Annotated in this window: 18 protein-coding genes; 9 read left to right on the top strand and 9 right to left on the bottom strand. The window is 66.0% G+C overall.

Going from position 1 to position 22,199, the window contains the following annotated elements:
- Position 1: 1 nt before the first annotated feature.
- The 3 genes from MF6396_RS18000 to MF6396_RS17990 are packed head-to-tail and all read right to left on the bottom strand — an operon-like array spanning position 2 to position 2,663.
- A complete protein-coding gene (locus tag MF6396_RS18000; RefSeq protein WP_078481178.1) occupies positions 2-607 on the bottom strand; it encodes a TetR/AcrR family transcriptional regulator in 606 nt (201 codons plus the stop codon).
- Positions 608-616: 9 nt separating this feature from the next.
- Positions 617-1,465, bottom strand: a complete 849-nt coding sequence (locus MF6396_RS17995; RefSeq protein WP_078481176.1) for a 3-hydroxybutyryl-CoA dehydrogenase — start codon at positions 1,463-1,465, stop codon at positions 617-619.
- A gap of 13 nt (positions 1,466-1,478) precedes the next feature.
- Positions 1,479-2,663, bottom strand: a complete 1,185-nt coding sequence (locus MF6396_RS17990; RefSeq protein WP_078481174.1) for an acetyl-CoA C-acyltransferase family protein — start codon at positions 2,661-2,663, stop codon at positions 1,479-1,481.
- A 180-nt stretch (positions 2,664-2,843) separates the two neighbouring features.
- Between MF6396_RS17990 and MF6396_RS17985 the strand changes: the two genes are divergently transcribed.
- Positions 2,844-3,854: an AraC family transcriptional regulator gene (locus MF6396_RS17985; protein ID WP_078481173.1), complete on the top strand. Its 1,011-nt coding sequence runs from the start codon at positions 2,844-2,846 to the stop codon at positions 3,852-3,854.
- Here the strand turns inward: MF6396_RS17985 and MF6396_RS17980 are convergent.
- Positions 3,796-4,719, bottom strand: a complete 924-nt coding sequence (locus MF6396_RS17980; protein ID WP_078481171.1) for a LysR substrate-binding domain-containing protein — start codon at positions 4,717-4,719, stop codon at positions 3,796-3,798. The two genes, MF6396_RS17985 and MF6396_RS17980, sit on opposite strands and share 59 nt — an antisense overlap.
- Before the next feature lie 92 nt (positions 4,720-4,811).
- Between MF6396_RS17980 and MF6396_RS17975 the strand changes: the two genes are divergently transcribed.
- The 4 genes from MF6396_RS17975 to MF6396_RS17960 are packed head-to-tail and all read left to right on the top strand — an operon-like array spanning position 4,812 to position 7,464.
- A complete protein-coding gene (locus MF6396_RS17975; RefSeq protein ID WP_078481170.1) occupies positions 4,812-5,477 on the top strand; it encodes an ankyrin repeat domain-containing protein in 666 nt (221 codons plus the stop codon).
- 19 nt (positions 5,478-5,496) lie between these two features.
- On the top strand, positions 5,497-5,952 hold the full coding sequence (locus MF6396_RS17970) for a nucleoside deaminase (protein ID WP_078481169.1): 456 nt from the start codon (positions 5,497-5,499) through the stop codon (positions 5,950-5,952).
- Positions 5,952-7,169 carry a cyanate transporter gene (locus MF6396_RS17965; protein ID WP_078481168.1) on the top strand — a complete coding sequence of 406 codons (1,218 nt, stop codon included), beginning with the start codon at positions 5,952-5,954 and terminating at the stop codon, positions 7,167-7,169. Before MF6396_RS17970 ends, MF6396_RS17965 begins: the two co-directional genes overlap by 1 nt.
- 55 nt (positions 7,170-7,224) lie before the next feature.
- Positions 7,225-7,464, top strand: coding sequence for a DUF2790 domain-containing protein (locus MF6396_RS17960; protein ID WP_078481167.1), 240 nt, complete (start codon positions 7,225-7,227; stop codon positions 7,462-7,464).
- Here the strand turns inward: MF6396_RS17960 and dkgB are convergent, their stop codons facing one another.
- On the bottom strand, positions 7,465-8,268 hold the full coding sequence (gene dkgB / locus MF6396_RS17955) for a 2,5-didehydrogluconate reductase DkgB (RefSeq protein WP_078481166.1): 804 nt from the start codon (positions 8,266-8,268) through the stop codon (positions 7,465-7,467). It abuts the gene before it with no gap.
- 159 nt (positions 8,269-8,427) lie between these two features.
- On the opposite strand from dkgB, the gene MF6396_RS17950 reads away from it, so the two are divergent.
- Entirely contained in the window at positions 8,428-9,048 is a 621-nt protein-coding gene (locus MF6396_RS17950; protein ID WP_043864081.1) for a TetR/AcrR family transcriptional regulator, read from the top strand.
- Positions 9,049-9,146: 98 nt separating this feature from the next.
- Here the strand turns inward: MF6396_RS17950 and MF6396_RS17945 are convergent, their stop codons facing one another.
- A complete protein-coding gene (locus MF6396_RS17945; protein WP_043864080.1) occupies positions 9,147-9,365 on the bottom strand; it encodes a DUF2970 domain-containing protein in 219 nt (72 codons plus the stop codon).
- Positions 9,366-9,419: 54 nt separating this feature from the next.
- Entirely contained in the window at positions 9,420-13,127 is a 3,708-nt protein-coding gene (gene metH, locus MF6396_RS17940) for a methionine synthase (protein WP_078481165.1), read from the bottom strand.
- A gap of 156 nt (positions 13,128-13,283) precedes the next feature.
- On the opposite strand from metH, the gene MF6396_RS17935 reads away from it, so the two are divergent.
- The 3 genes from MF6396_RS17935 to nfuA all read left to right on the top strand — a co-directional run bounded on the left by MF6396_RS17935 (position 13,284) and on the right by nfuA (position 17,369).
- On the top strand, positions 13,284-15,581 hold the full coding sequence (locus MF6396_RS17935; RefSeq protein ID WP_078481164.1) for a fatty acid cis/trans isomerase: 2,298 nt from the start codon (positions 13,284-13,286) through the stop codon (positions 15,579-15,581).
- A 111-nt stretch (positions 15,582-15,692) separates the two neighbouring features.
- Positions 15,693-16,727 (top strand): acyltransferase family protein, encoded by a 1,035-nt coding sequence (locus MF6396_RS17930; protein WP_054914323.1) that lies wholly within the window; start codon positions 15,693-15,695, stop codon positions 16,725-16,727.
- A gap of 57 nt (positions 16,728-16,784) precedes the next feature.
- Entirely contained in the window at positions 16,785-17,369 is a 585-nt protein-coding gene (nfuA, locus tag MF6396_RS17925; protein ID WP_058540345.1) for a Fe-S biogenesis protein NfuA, read from the top strand.
- A 220-nt stretch (positions 17,370-17,589) separates the two neighbouring features.
- Here nfuA and MF6396_RS17920 read toward each other — a convergent pair whose 3' ends face one another.
- Both MF6396_RS17920 and MF6396_RS17915 read right to left on the bottom strand, forming a co-directional pair.
- Positions 17,590-19,014: an efflux transporter outer membrane subunit gene (locus MF6396_RS17920; RefSeq protein WP_043864075.1), complete on the bottom strand. Its 1,425-nt coding sequence runs from the start codon at positions 19,012-19,014 to the stop codon at positions 17,590-17,592.
- Positions 19,011-22,190 carry an efflux RND transporter permease subunit gene (locus tag MF6396_RS17915; RefSeq protein WP_054914324.1) on the bottom strand — a complete coding sequence of 1,060 codons (3,180 nt, stop codon included), beginning with the start codon at positions 22,188-22,190 and terminating at the stop codon, positions 19,011-19,013. Before MF6396_RS17915 ends, MF6396_RS17920 begins: the two co-directional genes overlap by 4 nt.
- Positions 22,191-22,199: the final 9 nt, after the last annotated feature.

The raw sequence follows: 22,199 nt of genomic DNA, 5'->3' as shown, positions 1-22,199 counted from the left end.
TTCAAGCGGCAGCGTCCAGCGCACCGGTCTGCAGGGTGCGCTCTATCGCCCCCAGCAGCATGTTTTCCATCAGCGCCAGGCGTTGTGGCTGCCCCAGCGGTGAGGCCTGCAACCAGCCGGGCAGGCTGTTGAGCAGCGTGGCGATGACATGGCCGGTCGCCTCCCGGGCCGGCGGCGGCAGGGCCGCGTGAGGGGCGATCAGCTGCAACAGGCGGGTTTCGTATTCACGGCGCAGCTGGGCGATGCGTGCCTGTTGTTCCTCGCTCAGGCAGCACAGGTCACGTTCGGCCAGGCGAAACTGCAACGGGCGCTCGGCATGCAGCGCCCAGTGTGCCTTTATCACCCGGCTCAACGCCGTGGCCTCGGGCTTGCCGCGCCCATGGGGCTGCAGGGTGGCCAGCAACTCCTCGAACAGCTCTTCGATCAGGTCGAACAGCAGGTGCTGCTTGCTCGGGAAATGGTGATACAGCGAGCCCGCCGTCAGCCCCAGGTGGCTGGCCAGTTCACGCATGCTGACCTGGCCGAACCCCTTGACCGCAAAGAGTTCGAGTGCCTTGTCCCGACGTTCTTCAAAGTTGGCGCAACGTTCGGCGCAGGTCTGCGGCATGCCCGTACCTCAGTAGGTGAAGAAACCGCGGCCGCTCTTGCGCCCCAGGTAGCCGGCGGCGACCATTTCCTTGAGCAGGGCAGCGGGGCGGTACTTGCTGTCGTTGAAGCCGTCGTGGAACGACTCGATGATCGCCAGCAGCGTGTCCAGGCCGATCAGGTCGGCCAGGGCCAGCGGGCCGATGGGCTGGTTGCAGCCCAGGCGCATGCCGGTGTCGATGTCCTCGGCGCTGGCCAGGCCTTCCTGCAGCACCATGATTGCCTCGTTGATCATCGGCACCAGGATGCGGTTGACCACGAAGCCCGGGCGGTTGCCGGCACTGATGGCGGTCTTGCCCACGCGCTCGGTCAGGGCCATGGCGCTGGCGTAGGTGGCATCGCTGGTCTGCAGGCCGCGAATGATCTCGACCAGCGCCATCATCGGCACCGGGTTGAAGAAGTGCACGCCGATGAAACGTTCGGGCTGGCTCACCGATGCGCCCAGCTGGGTGATCGACAGCGACGAGGTGTTGGTGGCGATGACGCAGTCGTCGGCCACGCTGGCGGCCACCTGCTGCAGAATCTTCACCTTCAGGGCGAGGTTCTCGGTGGCTGCCTCGATCACCAGCTGCGCGCCCTCGAGCTGCGCGTAGTCGGTGCTGGTGGCGATGCGCGTCAGGGCTGCCTCGGCCTGTTCGGCCTGCAGGGTCTGCTTGCTGACCTGGCGCTCCAGGTTCTTGCGCAGGGTGGCCAGGCCACGCTCCAGCGCGGCCTCGGACACGTCGATCAGGGTGACCTGGTAGCCGGCCACTGCACACACCTGGGCAATCCCGTTGCCCATGGTGCCGGCGCCGATCACGGCGATGTTTTCAATACTCACGGTTAACTCCGACTCAAACACGTTCGAACACGACGGCGATACCCTGACCGCCGCCGATGCACATGGTGGCCAGCGCGTAGCGGCCCTGGATACGTTGCAGCTCATGGATCGCCTTGGTGGCGATGATGGCCCCGGTGGCTCCCACCGGGTGGCCCAGGGAAATGCCCGAGCCGTTGGGGTTGACCTTTTCGGGGTCCAGGCCCAGTTCCCGCGACACGGCGCAGGCCTGGGCAGCGAAGGCTTCGTTGGACTCGATCACGTCCAGGTCGGCGACGCTCAGGCCGGCCTTTTCCAGCACCTTGCGCGTGGCCGGCCCCGGGCCCAGGCCCATCAGCTCGGGCTCGACGCCTGCATGTGCATAGGCCACCAGGCGCGCCAGCGGGCGCAAGCCCAGGCGCTCGACCATTTCGCCGGTGGCCAGCACCAGGGCGCCGGCGCCGTCGTTGAGGCCGCTGGCGTTGCCGGCGGTGACGGTGCCGTCCTTCTTGAAGGCAGGCTTCATGCCGGCCAGTTGCTCGGCACTCACATCGCCACGCACATGCTCGTCCACCTCGAAACGTACCGGACCTTTGCGGCTCGGGATCTCGATGGGCACGATCTGGCTGGTGAAGCGGCCTTCGGCGATGGCGCGGGCGGCGCGCTGCTGGCTGGTCAGGGCCACCTCGTCCTGCATCTGGCGGGTGATGCCGTTTTTCGCCGCCACGTTCTCGGCGGTGATGCCCATGTGAAAGCCTTCGAACGGGTCCTGCAGAATGCCCAGCATGTAGTCGACACCCTTCAGGTCACCCATGCGCGCGCCCCAGCGCGCCTGCGGCAGCAGGTACGGGCCGCGGCTCATGGATTCGGCGCCGGCGGCAATCACCGCCTCGGCCTCGCCCAGCAGCAGGCTCTGCGCGGCCGAGACGATGGCCTGCAGGCCCGAGCCGCACAGGCGGTTGACGTTGAATGCCGGGGTTTCCTTGGGCACGCCGGCGTTCATCGCAGCCACGCGGCCCAGGTACGCGTCACGCGGCTCGGTGGGGATCACGTTGCCCATGACCATGTGGCCGATCTGTTCGGGGGCAATGCCGGAGCGTTCGATGGCGGCGCGGGTCACCTGGGTGGCCAGGTCGGCCAGGGGCAGGTCCTTGAGCGAGCCGCCGAAGGTGCCGATGGCCGAGCGAACGGCGCTCACTACATAGATTTGCGGGGTGTTCATACGCGACTCCAGTGTGCGAAAGCGTGGCGGGGCGCTGCCTGGCTCTGCCAGAATGGCGCCCGGGGCCACGCTCGGGATGGGTTCGAGTCTAGGCAAAGGTCACGCCTGGGCCTATGCCATAACTGCCCAGCGAGGCTGGCACTTTTTGCCATATTCTTACGCTGCATAGCGGAAACAGTCATGCGGGAAAACGATTCGGTCGCGGTGTACTTCGTGCACATCATGCTGCACACACTGCGCCAACAGCCGGCGCGCGCCAGTACGTTGCTGGTGCAGGCGGGCATCGACCCGGCGGTGGTGGACGCACCCGATGCACGGGTGCCGGCCAGGGCGTTCGCACGGCTGTGGCTGCTGCTCATTGAAGACCTGGGCGACGAATTCTTCAACCTCGACAGCCACGGCATGCCGCTGGGCAGTTTCGCCCTGATCTGTCGTGGGCTGATCCAGGAGCCGACGCTGGAAAAGGCCTTGCGCCAGTGCCTGAGCAACTTCGGCCTGTTCCTGCGTGACGTGCGCGGGCGCCTGGTGGTGCGCGGGCAGCGTGCGGTGATCAGCCTGGAGTCGCATTTCGACGATGCGCAGACTCGGGTATATGCCGAGGAGACCTTCCTGGTGCTGGTGGTCAGCCTGCTGTGCTGGCTGGGGGGGCGGCGCATCGCCATCGACCGTACCGAACTGCGCGACGGGCGTGCGGTGCTGGAGGACGACGCGTTGCTGTGGGGGCCGAACCTGCAGTTGGGCAGTGGCCGCACCCAGGTCGAGTTCTCGGCGCACTACCTGCGCTTGCCGGTGGTGCAGGACCTGGGTGCGCTCAAGACCTTCCTGCGCAGTGCGCCGCAGTGGCTGGTGGTGCGCTACCGCAACCAGAACGGATTGGCGGCGCGGGTATACCGGCATCTGCGCGGGCGTCAGTACGGGCAGTGGCCAACCTTGCTGGGCATGGCGGCAGCCGAGGGCCTGAGCCCGGGCAGTTTTCGCCGGCAGTTGGAGCGTGAGGGGTGTTCGTACCAGCAGATCAAGGACGAGGTGCGCCGTGCACTGGCGTTCGAATGCTTGCGCGATGGTGTGTTGAGCGTGGCGCAGATTGCCGAGCAGACCGGCTTCCAGGAGCCCAGCGCGTTTCATCGCGCGTTCAAGAAATGGACGGGGGAGAGCCCGGGGAGCTACCGGGCGCGGGTGGCGGGGGAGTAGGGGGCTGGCCCCCTCGACACCCTGCGCGCTGCTCGCACAGGGTCTGCAGCAGCTCGCGCAGCGCCAGGCCATCGGCATCCAGCCCCTTGCGCCCGTACAACGCCAGCTCCAGGCCCTGGACCGGGGTAAACCCCTGCGCCTCACCCAGCACCCGATGGGTCGGCAACACGCTGCGGGTCGGTATCAGGCTCACGCCCAACCCCGCACTCACCGCCGCCCCCAGGCTGGCCAGACTGGTGCTCGAATAGCTGATACGCCAGCTGCGCCCACGGGCTTCCAGCGCATTGATCATTTCCTGCCGGTACAGCGCCCCCACCGGAAACACCACCAGCGGCACCGGGTCGGCCAGCTGCGTCTGCCCGGCACTGCACACCCACGACAACGGCTCGTGCCAGCCGGCATGGCGGTCGCGGTCCGCGCCCCATTGCTTGACCAGCAGCAGGTCCAGCTCGCCATCACGGTACAGGCGCAGCAGCGGGCTGCTCAGCCCGCTCTCGACCTCCAGGCGCACATGCGGGCGCTCGCCGATGAACCGGCTCAATGGCTCGGTCAGCACTTCACCGGCCAGGTCTTCCGGCACCCCCAGGCGTAGTGCCCGTTGCGCCTGCACCGGGCTGAACGCCTGGCGCGCCTCTTCGTCCAGGCGCAGCAGGCGCCGGGCATACCCCAGCAGGCGCTCGCCGTCTTCGGTCGGCCACACCTGGCGCTGGCTGCGATCCAGCAGGCGCACCCCCAGGTGCTGCTCCAGCCGGATGATCTGCTGGCTGATGGTCGACTGGGTCAGGTGCAGGCGTTCGGCGGCGCGGGTGAAATTGCCGGTTTCCACCACGGTCACGAAGCTGCGCAGCAGTACGGGGTCAAGCATTCGATTACCCACTGGTATGCATGAAATCAATTAATTTCATGCTACACCCCAAGCCTCGGATAATCCCGCTTCATTGCACCAAAGGAGGCGCCATGTCATTGCTCAGACACTGGATGTACGGGGTTGCCGGGCTGTGCGCCAGCCTCGGCATCGCCGGGGCCTCCGGGGCGGCCGACACCTTGCTCGAAGCCGCCGCCAGCGGCAACCCCACCCGCGTCGGCGCCTTGCTGGCCCAGGGCGCCGACGTCGATCAGCGCGACTCGCGCAACAATACGCCGCTGCTGCTGGCCACCGCCGGTGGGCATGTGGCGGCGGCGCGCCGGTTGATCGACGCCGGCGCCGACGTCAACGCCAGCAACCGGATGCACGACAGCCCGTATCTGCTGGCCGGCGCCGAAGGCCAGTTGCAGATTCTGGAGATGACCCTGGCCCATGGCGCGGACCTCAAGAGCACCAACCGCTATGGCGGCACGGCGCTGATCCCCGCATGCGAGCGCGGCCATGTCGAGGTGGTCGCCCGCCTGCTGGCCGCCGGCGTTGCACCCGACCACGTGAACTCGCTGGGCTGGACCGGGCTGCTCGAAGCCATCCTGCTCAGCGATGGCGGCCCGCGTCACCAGGCCATCGTGCAACTGCTGATCGACGCCGGTGCCGACGTCAACCTTGCCGACCGCCAGGGCGTGACGCCCCTGCAGCACGCCCGGGAACGCGGCCAGCAGCGGATCGTCGAGTTGCTGCTGGCCCACGATGCCCATTGAACCTGACAGGAGCCTGACCATGGCCAACGAACATTTCATGCAGCAAGCGCTGGGGCTGGCCCGGGCGAACATCCAGGCCGGCGGCCGCCCGTTCGCGGCGGTGCTGGTGCACCAGGGCCGGGTGATCGCCGAGGCGGTCAACCAGATCCACCTGACCCAGGACCCGACCGCCCACGCCGAACTCCAGGCCATCCGCCTGGCCAGCCAGGTACTCGGCAGCCCGCGCCTGGAGGGCTGCGAAATCTACGCCACCGGCCACCCCTGCCCGATGTGCCTGGCTGCCATGCACCTGTGCGGTATCGAGCGCGCCTGGTTCGCCTACAGCAACGAAGACGGCGAGCCCTATGGCCTGTCGACGGCAGCGGTGTACGCGCAGATGGCACGCCCGCCGCAGCAGCAGTCGCTGCCCCTGGCACCCCTGAAGCCAGCCGGCGAGCAGGGCCTGTACGCCGCCTGGCAGCAGGTGCAGGGGTGATGCGCGAGCAGGCTCGCAGTACCTTGCTGCTGTTGCTGGTGGTGGTGATGGCGCTGAACCTGCGCCCCATCCTCACCAGCATCGGCCCATTGCTGGAGGCCATCCGCCAGAGCACCGGCATCGGCTACCAGCAGGCCGCGCTGCTGACCGCCTTGCCCGTGCTGTGCATGGGGCTGGTGCCCTTGCTGCAACCCTGGTTGCGCCGCTGGGTCAGCGAGCAGGGCGCGATGCTCGCCGGGCTGGCCGCCATCGCGCTGGCCTGCGCCTGGCGCCTGACCCTCGACTCCGCCGCTGCGCTGATCGCCAGCGCAGCATTGGCCGGGCTTGGGGTGGCCTGCATTCAGGCGCTGATGCCGGGGCTGGTCAACCGCTGGTTTCCTCACCGCCTGGCCATGGCCATGGGTGTGTATTCGGCAGCCCTGATGAGCGGCGGCGGGGCCGCCGCCGTGCTCGGGCCGCGGGTGGCCGAGCAGTTCTCGCACTGGCAGGCAGGCCTGGGCATCTGGCTGTTGCTGGCCTTGCTGGCGTTCGCGGTATGGGCCTGGGTGCGCCCGCAGCTCGAAGCGGCGGTCGGCGGCGCAGGTGCCAGCGGGCACCTGTTCGGCAGCCGTCGGGCATGGCTGCTGGCGGTCTATTTCGGGCTGATCAATGGCGGCTACACCAGCATGGTGGCGTGGCTGCCGGCCTACTACCAGCAGGTCGGCGGCAGTGCCCAGGGCGGTGGCGAGCTGGTGGGGCTGATGACCGTGTTCCAGGTGGCCGGCGCCCTCGGGCTGCCCTTGCTGCTGCGTCGCCTGGTGGATCGGCGCCCCGGCCTGTGGCTGGCGTTGACCGTGCAACTGGCAGGCTTTGTCGGCCTGCTGCTGGCCCCGGCGATCGCCGGGCTATGGGTGGCCCTGATCGGCTTCGGCCTGGGCGCGTGCTTCAGCCTCAGCCTCACGCTGACCCTCGAACACCTCAAGGCCCCCGCCAGTGCGGGGGCGCTGGCGGCGTTCGTGCAGGGCGTGGGCTTCATCATCACCGGCATCGTGCCTTACGTCACCGGCTGGTTGCGCGACGTCAGCGGCGACTTCCAGGCCTCCTGGCTGCTGCTGAGCGTGACGGTGCTGCTGATGCTGCTGGTGACCTGGCGCTTCGCCCCCAGCGGCTATGCGCAGGCGATGGGCATGCCGTTGATCCGCGAAAGCGACGCCAGGGCAGGCATGGCACCACACTGAAAGGGTCGGCGCGCGCCGGTGCCGGGCGTGCCTTCCATTTCACGGGAGAACTGTCATGACGCTGCGAACGCTGCTGCCCCTGGCGCTGTTGCTGGCCGGTGCCGCCCAGGCCCAGACGACCACGGTCTATCAGTACGGCATGCCACTGGACGTGGCGCGCGTGGTGCAACTGGACGAGCCGGCCACCGAGGTCTGCGACGTGGTGAAGGCGTACATGACCTACGTGGACTCTGCCGGCCGGCAGCACACCGTGCAGTACCTGAAACTGGCCAAGGTGTGCACCGACCGCGGTTGATCAGTCCCAGGCGGGTGCAAGCGACTCGGGGTCGACAAGGCGCTCGCCCTTGTCCAGGCCGGCAATCTGCGCCATGTCCTGTTCGCTCAGGCGCAGCTGCGCTGCCTTCAGGTTGCTGGCCAGGTTTTCACGCCGGGTCGAGGAGGGGATCACCGCATAGCCCAGCTGCATCGCCCAGGCCAGGGCCACCTGCGCCGGGGTGGCGCCATGGTGTTCGGCGATCTGCTGGATCAGCGGATCGTGCAGCACCTTGCCATAGCCCAGGGTCATGTAGGAGGTCACCGCGATGCCCTGTTCGTGCATGAAATCCACCAGCGTGCGGTTCTGCAGGTAGGGGTGCAGCTCGATCTGGTTGGTGGCGATCTGTTCGGCGCCAACCACCTCGATGGCCTGACGCAGCAAGGCGATGGTGAAGTTGGACACGCCGATCTGGCGGGTCAGGCCCTGGCGCTTCGCTTCGAGCAGGGCGCCCATGAACTCGGCCACCGGCACGGCGCCCTTGGGCGACGGCCAATGGATCAGGGTCAGGTCCAGATAGTCGGTGCCCAGCTTGTGCAGGCTTTCTTTCAGGCTGGGGATCAGCTTGTCGGCGCCCAGGTTCTCGGTCCAGATCTTGCTGGTCAGGAACAGCTCGTTGCGTGCAACGCCGCTGGCGGCGATGGCGTGCCCGACGTCGGCCTCGTTGCCGTAGATCTGCGCGGTGTCGATGGCCCGGTAGCCCAGTTCGAGGGCCTGGCTGACCGAGTCGATGACCACCTGGTCCTTGAGCCGGAAGGTGCCCAGGCCGAGCAGGGGAATAGTCATGGAGTGCGTCCTCTTGTGTGGGATGTAATGCGGTGAGGCGCAGTATCGGACAGCGCACGGCGCTGAAAAACACCGCCCGCGGCACAACTTTTTTGAGCGTGCGGCACGAATCGCCCTGGCGGTGGTAGCCTTGCAGGGTCATCCGCAACGGACCCGCCCATGGCCGCGCACAAGCACAGCATTCGCCAACGCAATGTCGACAGCATCCTGCTGGCAGCAGAAAAGGTCTTTGCCGAGAAGGGCTTCGCCGGCACGGCCATGGCCGACATCGCCGAGGCCGCCGCGCTGCCGCGCAGCAACGTGCACTATTACTTCAGCACCAAGGCCGAGCTGTACCAGGCGGTGCTGTTCGGCTTGCTGGAAGTGTGGAAGCAGGACGCCCTGTGCTTCGAGCTCTACGATGACCCGCGCATCGTGCTCAGCACCTATATCCGCGCCAAGATGAACCATTCCTGGACCCGCCCGCACGGCTCCAAGGTGTGGGCGAACGAGATCATCCACGGTGCGCCGCACCTGGGGGCGGCGCTGGATGACAGCCTGTACGGATGGGCCAAGCTCAAGGAGGGCAAGATTCGCCAGTGGGTCGAGGACGGGCGGATTCTGCCGGTGGAGCCCTCGGGGCTGCTGTACATGATCTGGGCCTCGACCCAGCACTACGCCGACTTCAGCCACCAGGTGAACCTGCTCAACGCGCACCAGCCGCTGAGCGAACCGCAGTTCGAGCGGGCGTTGCAGACGGTGACCAGTGTGATACTGCGCGGGATCGGGCTGGAGCCCTGAGGCTGTACCGGCCTTTTCGCCGGCAAGGCCGGCTCCCACAGGGCCACACATGACCTGTAGGAGCCGGCGTTGCCGGCGAAGGCGCCAACGCGGTCGCCTCAGCGGGCGGTGAGGTGCATCGCCAGCTGAACCAGCCCTATCAGCACCAGGATGAACACCAGCGTGAAGGCCGTGCCCAGCGCAATGAAGTGCGCGGGCTTGCCGTGGGTGAAGTCGCGGGCGCGGTTCTTGCCGGTCTGCACGCCAAAGGCTGCAGCCAGCACGCTGTGCAGCATTTGCCAGAAGGTCGGCGGTTTGTGTTCGGCCGGGTCTTCCATGATCTGCTCCTGTAAAAGGCTTCAGCTCAGTGTAGACCCTTGCCTCACCAGCGCTTAGTTGTCGTACCCCAGGTTGGGCGCCAGCCAGCGCTCGGTTACCGCCAGGTCCTGCCCCTTGCGTGCGGTGTAGCTCTGGACCTGGTCCTTGTCGACCTTGCCCACGGCAAAGTACTGCGCCTGTGGGTGGGCAAAGTACCAGCCACTGACCGCCGCCGCCGGGAACATCGCGAAGTGCTCGGTGAGGAACACGCCGCTCGGGCCGGTCTCGCCGATGGCCGTGCCGTCAAGCAGGCGGAACAGGGTTTCCTTCTCGGTGTGGTCCGGGCACGCCGGGTAGCCCGGGGCAGGGCGGATACCCGCGTACTGCTCCTTGATCAGCGCCTCGTTGTCCAGGTGCTCGTCCTTGGCATAGCCCCAGTACTCCTTGCGCACCTGCTCGTGCAGCCACTCGGCGCAGGCCTCGGCCAGGCGGTCGGCCAGGGCCTTGACCATGATCGAGCTGTAGTCGTCGCCCTTGTCCTGGTAGGCCTTGGCCACTTCTTCGGCGCCGATGCCGGCGGTGGTGATGAAGCCGCCCACGTAGTCGGTGATGCCGCTGTCCTTGGGCGCCACGAAGTCGGCCAGGCATAAATTGGGCTTGCTGTCGGGCTTGATCGTCTGCTGGCGCAGGTGGTGGAGCAGGGCCAGGGGCTGGCCGTCATCGCCGTACACCTCGATGTCGTCGTGCGCCACCTGGTTGGCCGGCCAGAAGCCGAACACCGCGCGGGCACTGATCAGCTTCTCGTCGATCAGCTTGGCCAGCATTTCCTGTGCATCGGCGAACAGGGCGGTGGCCGCTTCGCCCACCACCTCGTCGTTGAGGATGCGCGGGTACTTGCCAGCCAGGTCCCAGGAGATGAAGAACGGCGTCCAGTCGATGTACTCGGCCAGCACCTTGAGGTCGATGTTCTCCAGCACGCGGGTACCGGTAAAGGTCGGTGCCACCGGCTGGTAGGCAGACCAGTCGTACTTCGGCTTGGCCTCGATCGACTGCGCATAGCTCAGGCGCTCGGTGCGCGCGCTGCGGTTGGCGGTGCGTTCGCGCACCTCCACGTAGTCCTCGCGGGTCTTGTGCACGAAGGCCGGCTTGAGCTCTTTGGACAGCAACTGCGTGGCCACGCCCACCGCACGCGAGGCGTCGGTCACGTAGACCACCGCGTCGTTGCTGTACTTGGGCTCGATCTTCACCGCGGTATGCGCCTTGGAGGTGGTTGCCCCCCCGATCATCAGCGGCAGGTGGAAGTCCTGGCGCTGCATCTCGCGGGCCACGTGCACCATTTCGTCCAGCGACGGTGTGATCAGCCCCGACAGGCCGATGATGTCGCACTTCTGCTCGCGCGCCACCTGCAGGATCTTCTCGGCCGGCACCATCACGCCCAGGTCGACGATGTCGTAGCCGTTGCAGCCGAGCACCACGCCGACGATGTTCTTGCCGATGTCGTGCACGTCGCCCTTGACCGTGGCCATCAGGATCTTGCCCTTGGCCTCGGGCTTGTCGCCTTTTTCCAGTTCGATGAACGGGATCAGGTGAGCCACCGCCTGCTTCATCACCCGCGCCGACTTGACCACCTGGGGCAGGAACATCTTGCCTGCGCCGAACAGGTCGCCCACCACGTTCATGCCGCTCATCAGCGGCCCCTCGATCACCTCGATGGGGCGCGCGCACTGCTGGCGGCACTCCTCGGTGTCCTCGACGATGAACGCGGTGATGCCTTTGACCAGGGCGTGCTCGAGGCGCTTGTCCACCGGCAGCGAACGCCACTCCTCGTTCTCGACCTCCTTGACCGCGCCGCCGCCCTTGTAGTCGTCGGCAATCGCCAGCAGCGCATCGGTGCCGTCGGGGGTGCGGTTGAGCACCACGTCCTCGACCTTCTCGCGCAGCAGCGCCGGGATCTCGTCGTAGATCTCCAGCTGGCCGGCGTTGACGATGCCCATGGTCAGGCCGTTCTGGATCGCGTGGTAGAGGAACACCGAGTGGATCGCCTCGCGCACCGGGTTGTTGCCACGGAACGAGAACGACACGTTGGATACCCCGCCGGAGGTCAGTGCATACGGCAGGTGGTCGCGGATGTAGGCACAGGCCTCGATGAAGTCCACCGCGTAGTTGTTGTGTTCCTCGATGCCGGTGGCCACGGCGAAGATGTTCGGGTCGAAGATGATGTCTTCGGGCGGGAAGCCCACCTCATCGACCAGGATGTCGTAGCTGCGCTTGCAGATCTCGCGCTTGCGGGCGGCGGTATCGGCCTGGCCGACCTCGTCGAAGGCCATCACCACCACGGCGGCGCCGTAGCGCTTGCACAGGCGGGCATGGTGCTTGAACGCCTCGACGCCTTCCTTCATCGAGATCGAGTTGACGATGCCCTTGCCCTGGATGCACTTGAGGCCGGCCTCGATCACTTCCCACTTGGAGGAGTCGATCATGATCGGCACCCGGGAGATGTCGGGTTCGCCGGCGATCAGGTTGAGGAACTTGACCATGGCCGCCTGGGAATCGAGCATCCCTTCGTCCATGTTGATGTCGATCACCTGGGCGCCGGCCTCGACCTGCTGCAGGGCCACTTCCAGCGCCTCGGTGTAGTTCTCTTCACGGATCAGCCGCGCGAAACGGGCGGAACCTGTGATGTTGGTGCGTTCGCCGACGTTGACGAACAGCGAGCTGCGGTCGATGGTGAACGGCTCCAGGCCCGACAGGCGGCAGGCCCTGGGAATCTCGGGGATCGCCCGTGGCGGGTACTTGGCCACTGCCTCGGCGATGGCCTGGATATGCCCCGGGGTGGTGCCGCAGCAACCGCCGATGATGTTCAGAAACCCACTGGCGGCGAACTCTTCGATCACCGCGGCGGTTTCGGCCGGGGTCTCGTCGTACTCGCCGAAGGCGTTCGGCAGGCCGGCGTTGGGGTGCGCCGAAACGTGGGTGCCGGCCTTGTTCGACAGCTCTTCGAGGTAGGGGCGCAGGTCCTTGGCGCCCAGTGCGCAGTTCAGGCCCACCGAGATCGGGTTGGCGTGGCGTACCGAGTTCCAGAACGCCTCGGTGGTCTGGCCCGAGAGGGTACGGCCCGAGGCGTCGGTGATGGTGCCCGAGATCATGATCGGCAGCTCGATGCCGTCGTCCTCGAACACCTGCTGCACGGCGAAGATCGCCGCCTTGGCATTGAGGGTGTCGAAGATGGTCTCGATCAGGATCAGGTCGGCGCCGCCCTCGATCAGGCCGCGGGTGGCCTCGATGTAGTTTTCCACCAGCAGGTCGAAGGTGACGTTGCGGTAGCCGGGGTCGTTGACATCCGGGGAGATCGAGCAGGTCCGGCTGGTGGGGCCCAGCACCCCGGCGACGAAGCGCGGCTTGTCGGGGGTTTCGAGGGTCTTGGCATCGGCCACCTGGCGGGCGATGCGCGCACCTTCCACGTTGAGTTCGTACACCAGCGATTCCATGCCGTAGTCGGCCTGGGATACCTGGGTGGCGTTGAAGGTGTTGGTTTCGAGGATGTCGGCGCCGGCATCCAGGTAGGCTTTCTCGATGGCCGCGATCACGTCGGGGCGCGAAAGCAGCAGCAGGTCGTTGTTACCCTTGACGTCGCTAGGCCAGTCGGCAAAGCGCGTGCCACGATAGTCGTGTTCCTCCAGGCGGTAGCTTTGGATCATAGTACCCATGCCGCCATCGAGGATCAGTATGCGCTCTTTGAGGGCTTGCTGAAGTGCTTGGTAACGGGCGCTGCGGTCAGACATAGGACTACCTGGTCGGGCAAATACAAAAGTTGCGGAATAATAACAAACCTGCGCGGTTTTTAGGCGTGTTGCCGGTTTGCATGAATTTGATTCATGTTGGCACGCTGCCGCCACCGGTAGAATCGTGAAGCTATCAATACCCAGGACATTCGGCACATGGTGCATCGTTTACTTGCCGGCGCCTTCGCACTGCTCATCAGCGGCGCGGCGCTCGGACAAGCCCCCGTCACAAGCCCGGCTATTTCCTATACCCGGGACATCCAACCGATCTTCACCGAGAAGTGCGTTGCCTGCCATGCCTGCAACGACGCGGCCTGCCAGCTGAACCTGGGCAGTGCCGAGGGCGCCGCGCGCGGTGCCTCCAAGGTGCCTGTGTATCAGGGCGACCGCAGTACGGCGGTCGCGCCGACCCGGCTGTTCTACGACGCGCACAGCGTCGAGGCCTGGCAGCGCAAGGGCTTCAGTTCGGTGCTCGACAGCCAGGGCAGCCAGGCCGCGCTGATGGCGCGCATGCTCGAGCTGGGCCACAACACGCCGCTCACCCCCAATGCCAAGCTGCCCGAGGAGATCGTGCTGGGGCTCAACCGCAACAACATGTGCCCGCTGCCCGGCGAGTTCGACGCCTACGCCGGCGCCCACCCCAGGGAGGGCATGCCGCTGGCCGTCACCGGCCTTACCGATGCCGAGTACCAGACCCTGCAGCGCTGGTTCGCCGCCGGTGCGCCGGTGGAGTACAACCCGATCCAGCCAAGTGCCACCGAGGCCGCGCAGATCACCGAATGGGAGGCGCTGCTCAACCGCCCCGGGTCCACCGAGGCGCTGGTGGGGCGCTGGCTGTACGAGCACCTGTTCCTGGCGCACATCTACTTTGTCGGCGGCGAGCAGGGCCACTTCTTCCAGTGGGTGCGCTCGCGCACGCCCAGCGGCCAGCCGATCGACCTGATCGCCACACGCCGCCCCAACGATCCGCCCGGCACCGACTTCTACTACCGCCTGATGCCCGTGCAGGGCGTGATCGTGCACAAGACCCACATCACCTACCCGATGGGGCCGAACAAGCTCAAGCGCGTCAAGCAGCTGTTCTACAGCGGCGACTGGCATGCCACGGCCTTGCCCGGCTACGGCCCGCGCCACCGCGCCAACCCGTTCGAGACCTTCGAGGCGATCCCGGCGATAGCGCGCTACCAGTTCATGCTCGATAACGCCGAGTACTTCGTGCGCACCTTCATTCGCGGCCCGGTATGCCGTGGGCAGATCGCCACCGACGTGATCCGCGACAACTTCTGGACCCTGTTCCAGGAGCCGGCACACGACCGCTACATCACCGATGCCGAGTACCGCGGCAAGGCCACGCCCCTGTTGGCGATGCCCGGTCAGATCGACGACGTGGGCAGCATCCTGACCCTGTGGCACGCCTACCGCGACAAGCGCAACGAGTACGAAAAACTGCGCCGCGACGCCTATGCCGACCTGCCGCCACCGAGCTGGTCGAGCCTGTGGGCCGGCAACGACAACGCCTTGCTGACCATCTTCCGCCACTTCGACAGCGCCTCGGTGAGCAAGGGCCTGATCGGCGATGTGCCCAAGACCCTGTGGCTGTTCGACTACCCGCTGTTCGAGCGCACCTATTACCAGCTGGCGGTGAATTTCGACGTGTACGGCAACGTCTCGCACCAGGCGCAGACGCGCCTGTACTTCGACCTGATCCGCAACGGGGCCGAGGTCAACTTCCTGCGCCTGATGCCGGCCAAGCAGCGCAGCGACATCCTCGGCGACTGGTACCAGAACAGCGGCAAGGTCAAGATGTGGCTGGACTACGAGGCGATCGACAGCAAGACCCCGACCGCCCTCAAGCTCGACCCGCGCGACCCCAAGCGCGACTTCGGCCTCAAGCTGGTGGAGCGCACCGGCAGCCTGAACGCCGCGCCCGACCCGATCAACCGCTGCCAGGGCGCGTACTGCTCGCTGCCCGGCAGCGAGGAGTTCCGTGACGTGGAGCAGGCCCTGAGCCGGCTGGCCTCGCGCCCGGCGGCCGGGCTCAAGGTGATCGGCCAGCTGCCCGAGGCGACCATGCTGCGCATCGAAGGGCAGGGCGGCCAGCGCAAGGTCTACAGCCTGCTGCGCAACCGCGCCCACAGCAACGTGGCGTTCATGCTCGGCGAGGCCTACCGCTACCAGCCGGGGCTGGACACCCTGACCCTCTACCCGGGGGTGATGAGCAGCTACCCCAACTTCATGTTCAACATTCCGGCCAGCGACGTGCCCGAGTGGGTCGAGGACATGGAGGCGGCGCGGGACGATCCGGCCCGCTTCGAGCGCATCGTCATGCGCTGGGGCGTGCGCCGCAGCCACCCGCAGTTCTGGCAGTACTTTCATGACCTGAGCCGCTACATCCAGCAGACCGATCCGGTGGAGGCCGGCGTGCTCGACATGAACCGCTACGAGAACCTCTGAGGCAACCGCCGGGCAGATCGGGCTGATCTTTCCCGGCCTTTCGTAGTCCCACCCGCAAGCGGTCCCGATTTGTGCGGGGCCAGGGTGGGGTAACGAGAGACGGGAATCGACATGCTGTTTTCGCTTCAGGCATTGAGGGCGCTCGCCGCCTGGGTGGTGGTCTGTCACCACTTCATGCAGATCTTCTTCGACTTCAAGGCCAGCGGCCCGGTAGGGCAGTTTCTGGCCGATCGCGGTGCGGTCGGGGTGGACATCTTCTTCGTCATCAGCGGGCTGGTGATCTACCTCTCGACCCGCGACAAACCCATGGCGCCGCGGCGCTTTCTGCTCAACCGGGTGCTGCGCATCGTGCCGGCCTACTGGTTCTATACCGGCCTGATGGCGCTGCTGCTGGTGGTGGCCAGCCAGTGGATGCCGCATCAGACCCTGGAGCTGTCGCACCTGCTGCTGTCGCTGCTGTTCATTCCGGCGGAAAACCCCGGCGGCTATGGCCTGTACCCCACGCTCAACGTGGGCTGGACGCTGAACTACGAGATGTTCTTCTACCTGCTGTTCTCGCTGGTGTTCCTGGTGCGCCAGCGCCATCACCTGTGGCTGGTGGCGCTGGCGCTGTTCGCGGTCAGCGAGGTGCTCACCGGCCTGGGCGTGCTGGGGCGGTTCTACAGCAACAACATCATCTACGAGTTCCTGCTGGGCGTAGCCATCGGCGTGCTCTACCGACGCGGCTGGATTGCCCAGGGGCTGTGGCTGCCGTTGCTGACCCTGGCGGCCGCATCGGTGGCGATCTATCGCCTGGATAATTCGTCGCGCCTGCTGCACTGGGGCCTGCCGAGCGCGCTGATCGTGCTGGCGTGCATCTCGCTGGAGCCGTATTTCAAGGGCAACCGGGTGCTCAAGGCACTGGGCGACTGCTCCTATTCGGTGTACCTGATCCATGTGCTGGTGCTGTACGGCGGCTGGTTTGCCAGCAAGCGTCTGGGGCTCAACCCCTACCTGGTGTTCGCGCTGTGCGTGCCGCTGATCGGCGGGGCGTCGTGGGCCAGTTACCGCTGGCTGGAAAAGGGCCTGTATCGGCGCATGAGTGGCTGGTTCGAGGCGCGTCTGGGCCCGGCGGTGCCGGTGGCACTTTCCCGACAGAATTACTAGGACTTTGTTCGCCGGCCGTGTTGGCGTAAACTGCGCACAAGTCTGTGAGGAACTTACATGAGCGCCATAACGATTACCGACGCCGCGCACGATTACCTGGCCGATCTGCTGGAAAAGCAGAATACCCCAGGCATTGGCATTCGCATTTTCATTACCCAGCCGGGTACGAACTACGCCGAAACCTGCATTGCCTACTGCAAGCCAGGTGAAGAAAAGCCGGAAGACGAAGCGGTGGGGCTCAAGTCCTTCACCGCCTACCTGGATGCGGTCAGCATCCCGTTTCTGGAAGATGCGGTGGTGGACTACGCCACCGACCGCATGGGCGGCCAGTTGACCATCAAGGCGCCGAACGCCAAGGTGCCGATGGTCAATGCCGACAGCCCGATCAACGAGCGCATCAACTACTACCTGCAAACCGAGATCAACCCGGGGCTGGCCAGCCACGGCGGTCAGGTCAACCTGATCGAAGTGGTCGAGGACGGTATTGCGGTGCTGCAGTTCGGCGGTGGTTGCCAGGGTTGCGGCCAGGCCGACGTGACCTTGCGCGAAGGCATCGAGCGCACCTTGCTCGAACGCATTCCGGAGCTCAAGGGCGTGCGTGACGTGACCGACCATTCGCAGAAAGAAAACGCCTACTACTAAGCAGTTGTAGCGTTCTGGCGGGCCCCTTCGCCGGCAAGGCCGGCTCCTACAGGTTTACCGTGACCTGTGTAGGAGCCGGCCTTGCCGGCGAAGGGGCCCGCTGCATTTCAAGGGCCAAGAAGGCAGATGTGCCGGCGAAGAGGCCCGCAAGGCCACAAAAAAAAGCCCCGCCAATGGCGGGGCAAAGTGGTCGGTGCTAACCAACCAAAGGAGCTCTGAATCAGTTCGCCGCAGCCACGCTGTCGGTCTGCCAGCCACCACCGAGTGCCTTGTAGATCGCCACGATCCCGCGATACAGGTCCACCTCGCCCAACGCCTGCGCGTCCTCGGCAGTAAGCCGTTCACGCTCGGCATCCAGCAGCACCAGGTAATCCACCGTACCTTCACGGTAACGAATCGACGCCAGGTCCGCGGCCTTGCGGCTCGCCTCGCTCTGGCGCAGCAGCGCCATCAGCCGTTGCTGACGCTTGGCGTAATCGCTGAACGCATTCTCCGACTCTTCCAACGCCAGCAGCACCTGCTGCTCATAGGTCGCCAACGCACCCTCGGCCTCGGCATTCGCGCCGCGCAGACGCGCCCGCACACTGCCCAGGTCGAACGCCGCCCAGGTGATGCTCGGGCCCAGTGCCCACGCCTGCGCCGCACTCGACCCCAACTGCGAACCACGCCCTGCGGTAAAGCCCAGGAAGCCGCTCAGGCTCACCCGCGGGAACAGGTCGGCCGTGGCCACCCCCACATTCGCCGTGGCCGCCGCCAGCTGGCGCTCGGCGCTGCGCACATCCGGGCGACGCTTGAGCAGTTCGCCCGGGTCGCCAATCGGCAGGGCCTTGGCAATCGCCGGCAACTGCGCCGGCGACAGGTCGACACTCAACGCATCCGGCCGCTGCCCCAGCAAGGTGGCGATGCGGTTGCGCGCACGCACCTGCTCGGCCTGCAGCTGCGGCACGCTGGCCTCTACCGCCGCCAGGCGCGCATCGGCGCGCACCACGTCCAGTTCGTTGCCAACCCCCGCATCACGCAGGGTTTCGGTAATGCCGCGCGAATCCTGCTGGGTCTTGAGGTTGGCCAGGGCTATCTTCTCGCGCAACTGCGCACCGCGCAGTTGTCCATAAGCATCAACCAGCTCGGCAATCAGGCTCACCTGCAATTGTTGCAGGTCGGCCTGGGCCGCGGCCTCCTGCGCCTCGCTGGCTTCCAGCTGGCGCTGAATGCGGCCGAACAGGTCAAGCTCCCAGGCCATGTCCAGGCCCAGGTCGTAGCGCTCGCTGTTGACCCGGCGGTCGGTCTGGCCAGGTATCTGACCCTTGCCCAGGTCGCTGCTGGCGCGGCTGGTGACGGTGGGCAGCGCATCGTTGCTCACATCGTCACGGATCGCCCGCGCCGCCTTCAGGCGCGCAAACGCCACGCGCAGCTCGCGGTTGTCGGCCAGCGACTGGCTCACCAGCTGGTTGAGGACCGGGTCGTCGAACTGACGCCACCAGATCGCATCGAAGCGGGTGCGGTCGAAGGCCGCCTTGGCCTCCTGCGCATCGGCCGCCGCCAGGTGCGCGGCGTCGGTGTGCGGGGCCTGGTAGTCCGGGCCGACCGCACAGGCGGCCAGGGCCAGCACCAGCAGGCTCGGTGCCCACAGTTTCAAGTGGTTCATGCCTGGTTCTCCAGCTGCAGCTGGCGGGCCGCCTTGCGGGCCTCGCTGCGCTCTACATAACGACGGATCAACACAAAGAACACCGGGGTCAGCAACAGGCCGAAAATCGTCACCCCGATCATCCCGGAGAACACCGCCACGCCCATGGCATGGCGCATTTCGGCGCCGGCCCCGGAGGAGAACACCAGCGGCACCACACCCATGATGAAGGCGAACGAGGTCATCAGGATCGGGCGCAGCCGCAGCCGGCAGGCTTCCAGCACCGCAGCCAGCGGGTCGAGCCCTTCGGCCTGCTTGTCCTTGGCGAACTCGACGATAAGAATCGCGTTCTTGCACGCCAGCCCCACCAGTACGATCAGGCCGATCTGGGTGAAGATGTTGTTGTCGCCACCGGACAGGATCACCCCGGTAATGGCCGACAGCAGGGTCATCGGTACGATCAGGATCACCGCCAGCGGCAGGCTCCAGCTCTCGTACTGGGCAGCCAGTACCAGGAACGCCAGCAGCACGCACAGCGGGAACACGAACAGCGCGGTGTTGCCGGCCAGGATCTGCTGATAGGTCAGCTCGGTCCATTCGAAGGTCATGCCGTTGGGCAGTTCTTCCTTGAGCAGTTTTGCCATGGCCTGTTCGGCCTGGCCGGAGCTGTAGCCGGGTGCTGCGCCACCGTTGATCTCGGCGGTGATGAAGCCGTTGTAGTGCATCACGCGGTCCGGCCCGGAGGTGTCGCTGACCTTGATGAAGGTCGCCAGCGGGATCATCTCGCCCTGGTTGTTGCGCACCTTGAGCTGGCCGATCTGCTCGGCATCCAGGCGGAACTGCTGCTCGGCCTGCACGTTGACCTGGTAGGTACGGCCAAAGCGGTTGAAGTCGTTGGCGTACAGCGAGCCCAGGTAGATCTGCAGGGTGTCGAAGATATCGTTGATCGCCACACCGTGGGTCTTGGCCTTCTCACGGTCGATGGCGGCATCCACCTGCGGCACATTCACCTGGTAGCTGGTGAACAGCCCGGCCAGCTCCGGCACGTTGTGGCTCTTGGCGATGATGTTCTGGGTTTCCTTGTACAGCGCCTCGTAGCCCAGGTTGCCACGGTCTTCGATCTGCAGGCGGAAACCGCCGATGGTACCCAGCCCCTGAACCGGCGGTGGCGGGAAGATCGCGATGTAGGCTTCCTGGATGTCGGCGTACTGCGCGTTCAACGTGGCGGCAATCGCCGCGGCCGACTGGCTGGGGTCCTTGCGCTGGTCGAACGACTTGAGTGCGACGAACACGATGCCGCTGTTGGGGCTGTTGGTGAACCCGTTGATCGACAGGCCCGGGAAGGCGATGGAGTCGGCCACACCCGGTTGCTTGAGGGCGAACTCGCTCATCTTCTTGATGACCGATTCGGTGCGGTCAAGGCTGGCCGCATCCGGCAGTTGCGCGAAGGCCACCAGGTACTGCTTGTCCTGGGCGGGCACGAAACCGGTCGGGGTGGCGGCAAAGCCCATCCAGGTCAGCACCATCAGCCCGGCGTACACGAACAGGGCGATGCCGCTGCTGCGGATCACGCGGCCCACGGTGCCCACGTAGCCATGGCTGGCACGCTCGAAGAAGCGGTTGAACGGCTTGAACAGCCAGCCGCCGAGCAGGCGGTCGAGCAGTTTCGAGAAGCGGTCCTTGGGGGCGTGATGGCCCTTGAGCAACACCGCAGCCAGCGCCGGCGACAGGGTCAGCGAGTTGAACGCCGAGATCACCGTGGAAATCGCGATGGTCAAGGCGAACTGCTTGTAGAACTGCCCGGTCAGGCCGGAGATGAACGCTGCCGGGATGAACACCGCGCACAGCACCAGCGCGGTGGCGATGATCGGCCCGGTCACTTCGCTCATGGCGCGCTTGGTCGCCTCCAGCGGGTTGAGTCCCAGCTCGATGTTGCGCTCCACGTTCTCCACCACCACGATGGCGTCGTCCACCACGATACCGATGGCCAGCACCAGCCCGAACAGCGACAGCGCGTTGAGCGAGAAGCCGAACAGGTGCATCACCGCAAAGGTGCCGATCAGCGAGACCGGTACCGCCACCAGCGGGATGATCGAGGCGCGCCAGGTCTGCAGGAACAGGATCACCACCAGCACCACCAGGATCAGCGCCTCGAACAGGGTGTGCACCACCGCTTCGATCGAGCCGCGCACGAACACGGTGGGGTCATAGACGATGCTGTAGTCCATGCCCTCGGGGAAGTCCTTCTTCAGCTCGGCCATCTTGGCGCGTACTTCGTCGGAGATCTCGATGGCGTTGGAGCCAGGGCGCTGGAAGATCGGGATCGCCACCGCCGGCTGATTGTTGAGCAGCGAACGCAGGGCGTACTGGCTGGAGCCCAGCTCCACCCGGGCGATGTCCTTGAGGCGGGTGATTTCACCGTCGGCGCCAGAGCGGATGATGATGTTCTCGAATTCCTCTTCGCTCACCAGGCGGCCCTGGGTGTTGACCGACAGCTGGAAGCTGGTGGCCCCGGGGGCGGGCGGCGAACCGAGCTGGCCGGCGGCCACCTGGCGGTTCTGCTCGCGAATGGCAGCCACCACGTCGCTGGCAGTCAGGTTGCGTGAGGCGGTCTTGTTCGGGTCCAGCCACACGCGCAGCGAGTAGTCGCCCATGCCGAACAGCTGCACGTCACCCACGCCACCCAGGCGAGCCAGCTCGTCCTTGATGTTGAGGATCGCGTAGTTGGACAGGTAGAGCATGTCGTAGCGGTTATCCGGCGAGGTCAGGTGCACCACCATGGTCAGGTCGGGCGAGGCCTTGTCGACGGTGATACCGATACGCGTGACTTCCTCGGGCAGCTTGGGCTGTGTGCGGGTCACACGGTTCTGCACCTGCACCTGCGCGTTGTCCAGGTCGGTGCCCAGGGCGAAGGTGATGGTCAGGGTGATCTTGCCGTCGGCGGTGGACTGCGAGGACATGTACAGCATGTTCTCGACACCGGTGATGGCCTGCTCGAGCGGCGCGGCCACGGTTTCGCCGATCACCTTGGGGTTGGCACCGGGGAAGTTGGCGCGCACCACCACGGTGGGCGGTACCACCTCGGGGTATTCGCTGATCGGCAGCTGGAACAGCGAGATGCTGCCGGCGATCAGGATCAGCAGCGACAGCACGGCGGCGAAGATCGGCCGGGTAATGAAGAACTGGGAAAAATTCATCGGTCTGGT

The sequence above is a fragment of the Pseudomonas sp. MF6396 genome (genome assembly GCF_002018915.1).
Taxonomy (GTDB): Bacteria; Pseudomonadota; Gammaproteobacteria; order Pseudomonadales; family Pseudomonadaceae; genus Aquipseudomonas; species Aquipseudomonas palmensis.
Note: the sequence above shows the minus strand (reverse complement) of the source record. Positions and strands in the feature narration are given on the sequence as shown.